The sequence below is a fragment of the Mangrovibacter phragmitis genome (assembly GCF_001655675.1).
GTDB classification, from domain to species: domain Bacteria; phylum Pseudomonadota; class Gammaproteobacteria; order Enterobacterales; family Enterobacteriaceae; genus Mangrovibacter; species Mangrovibacter phragmitis.
This window is the reverse complement of sequence record NZ_LYRP01000021.1, coordinates 1-2853: the sequence shown is the minus strand read 5'-3', so window position 1 is coordinate 2853 and position 2853 is coordinate 1. Positions and strand designations below refer to the sequence as shown.

The window sequence follows — 2853 nt, the reverse complement described above, 5'->3', positions numbered from 1 at the left end:
CGCTGGTTTGATATCGGGGACGGGGCGTGGCTCAGCGAAGCGGATGTGGACGCGGATATCGGCCAGTACGACCTGGATAAACTTGGCTTTAAAGCATTTGAAGAGCCGCCCACATCCGATATGACGAAATCCCTGCACGCGGGGTGGATTAAAGCGGGGTTCAGCCGGATGGCGGAGTGGGTACGGCCTGAGCGCGGTATCCGGGAAAAACAGGTCTCTGACTATTACAAAGCGCTGCTGCGGAAAATGGACAGTGATAACAGTGGCGACCTTTCCGGCGAAGAGCTGCGTCACGCGGTGAATTACGCGGAGCTGGATGTCAGGGATATCGCGGCGCGAATGGTGGTGAAACACGACAGTGAATGGTTTGGCGGCAGCAGCCATCACCGCTGGAGAACGTTTTTAAAGCAGCTGGATCCGCTGTGCATCAGCTATGTGAGAAAGTGGTTTGACGATATGGAATGGATGAGCCAGGTGGAGGCATTCAGCAGTGGTGAGCCTGTCTGGCATATGCACCCGGTGATTTTTTTGAATGCGCTTTCTGATGGCGAAGAAATGATCACCTACGAGCAATTAAAGGCAATGCTTCCTGCCGACAAAGAAAAATATGTACAGATTTATCTTGAACCTCTAAATGAAACAATGAAGCTGTTTGAAATAAATACCCCTCTGAGAAAAGCACATTTTATGGCACAGATCCTTCATGAAACGGGTTTCTTTAAATATACTGAAGAAACTGCATCAGGAAAAGCCTACGAAGGTCGTAGTGATTTAGGTAATAACCAAGCTGGAGATGGTCCCTTGTTTAAAGGGAGGGGGTTATTACAAATTACAGGCCGTGATAATTATACAAAATGTCAGCAGTATCTAAGAACCAAACTTAACGACAACTCATTCGATATAACATCAACAACAGCTAAGGCTAGCCACCTTTCAAACAACCCAAGGTATGCGGCACTAGCATCTGGTTACTTTTGGAGATACATAAAACCTAAGTTAAACAGTTCGGCTGATAAAGATGACATATACTGGGTGTCAGTTTATGTTAATGGCTGGGCTGTACAAAAGAAACCTTATTATCCTGACAAAGCTAAAGAACCGAACCACATGGATGATCGAGTGGCAAAACTATCGATAGCTAAGAATGCATTTGGTCTGGAGTGATCGAAATGAAAAAAATACTATTATTGTCTGTTTGTGTGTTTTCTTTTTTTTGCAATGCGTCCGAAGAAGTTAATGCTGAATATACAATAACTTCCTTATATAACGGCACAATAGGGAAAAGTAACATCACAATGAGCCTTACTGCATCCAGCGGGACGTATTCTGGTGTTTATATTTATAATAAATTCAAGAAAAACATCTTGCTAAACGGAACGACCTCTGCCGACTCGGTTGTATTGAATGAGAAAGTAGGTGAAAGTACAGCAGTGATAACGCTCAAACCTACAGTAGATGGATACAAAGGTCAGTGGTGTGGGAAGAAATGCCTTCCTGTAACCCTTTTAGCTCATGATTCATTTAAAGACGGTCTATTGAGTGGTGTAAAAATATCTGATTCTGAGAATGGTGGTTCCGAACTGAAGTTGGAATTCAATGGTAAAGTTGAAAATATATCCTTGCCGGAATCTATTGACACTCCTACCATCGATTTTATGGATGTTAATGGTGATGGTTTTTATGACGTAATTGCCAGAACTGATCACAGGCCAAATAATGGAAGTCAGAGTGTGTATATTTCAACCAATAAAGGCTTTGTGGAGCAGAAAGTATTAAGCGGCGTAAATGGTACGTTGACATACAGACCATTCACTAAAAATATAGTGTTTGATTCAAAGGATGATTGCTGCGAGAAGTATAGCAAAGCTATTTACTCATTCGACAATGGCAAGCTTGTTAAAATTAATGATGTGTCTTTTGATTATTCAAGCGATAAAGGTCATTCTGAAAATGGTAGTGAAGTTTCAAAATCCATGTTTGAGTCTTATTGACTATAAATAATATCAAGGGAAGTATATGCAAGGAATAATCCGTCTCGGTGACAAAACCACACACGGTGGTGCAGTATTGTCCTGCTCAGCGACCATGTTTTTTGGTGATATTGGCGTGGTCCCTAAAGGTGACCGTGTTTCCAGCCCCAGGCATGGTGATATCACTATTGTTGAAGGTAACCCAATTATCGCGATCGCAGTATTCCTGTGGCATTCCACGGCCACAAGTGTGGTTGCGGCTGCTCTCTTATCAGCTCACTGCCCAGTGCTCTGGTGGGGTAAACGTGCTGGCTCAACAGCAAATCCGAAATCACCGGCAGGGCATTCTGGGTGTCGCTCGACCCGCAATATGTGACTCTCGTGGGTAAACAGAGGGCCCACCTGCCGGTCTGGATGCAGCAGGCTGTAGCACAGGGCACATTTGATACCGTTGTTAAACCGGCAACCAGACTTGAGGTTGCAGCAGGTGATGCGGTGGGTTACCTGGCGGAAGACATTGCCCCTGACGGTATGAACGGTGTGGAGAAAAGCGCGTTCGTTCATGTTGAAGTGCTGAGTACGGACTGTAGTGGATCGGTAATTCAGGACACCTCGAAATCCTGTTAATGTTAAAACAGTGAAAATGAGGTGATGCATGATCAAAACTCGTCGGACTAAACGTACCTTTTCCCCGGAGTTCAAGCTTGAAGCTATCGAACAGGTGGTTAAATACCAGCGTGATGTCAGAGAAGTCGCGCTGGCACTTGAGCTCAACCCTGACCATTTGCGTAAATGGATACGGTTGTATAAGCAGGAACTTCAGGGTATTGAGCCCGCTGGTAATGCTATTACCCCTGAACAACGCGAAATTCAGCAGCTTAAA

General features: G+C 44.6%; 4 protein-coding genes and 1 pseudogene. All 5 read left to right on the top strand.

The window, feature by feature from the left end:
- The coding region (locus A9B99_RS24250; RefSeq protein ID WP_064598155.1) for a glycoside hydrolase family 19 protein at window positions 1-1164 on the top strand (1164 nt) is incomplete at its 5' end.
- A gap of 5 nt (window positions 1165-1169) precedes the next feature.
- The gene (locus A9B99_RS13085) at window positions 1170-1991 is read left to right on the top strand and encodes an XAC2610-related protein (RefSeq protein ID WP_231889191.1); all 822 of its coding nucleotides are present in this window, start codon (window positions 1170-1172) and stop codon (window positions 1989-1991) included.
- A 25-nt stretch (window positions 1992-2016) separates the two neighbouring features.
- Window positions 2017-2273: pseudogene (locus A9B99_RS13080) on the top strand (PAAR domain-containing protein).
- Between the two features lie 48 nt (window positions 2274-2321).
- Window positions 2322-2597 (top strand): hypothetical protein, encoded by a 276-nt coding sequence (locus A9B99_RS13075; RefSeq protein WP_064598154.1) that lies wholly within the window; start codon window positions 2322-2324, stop codon window positions 2595-2597.
- Window positions 2598-2625: 28 nt separating this feature from the next.
- Window positions 2626-2853 (top strand): transposase (locus A9B99_RS13070; RefSeq protein ID WP_064598141.1); only part of this gene is annotated, 228 nt, incomplete at its 3' end.

Excerpts from the sequence above, each read along its gene's own strand:
- A9B99_RS13085 (WP_231889191.1), top strand. The coding sequence starts at position 1,170 with ATGAAAAAAATACTATTATTGTCTGTTTGTGTGTTTTCTTTTTTTTGC.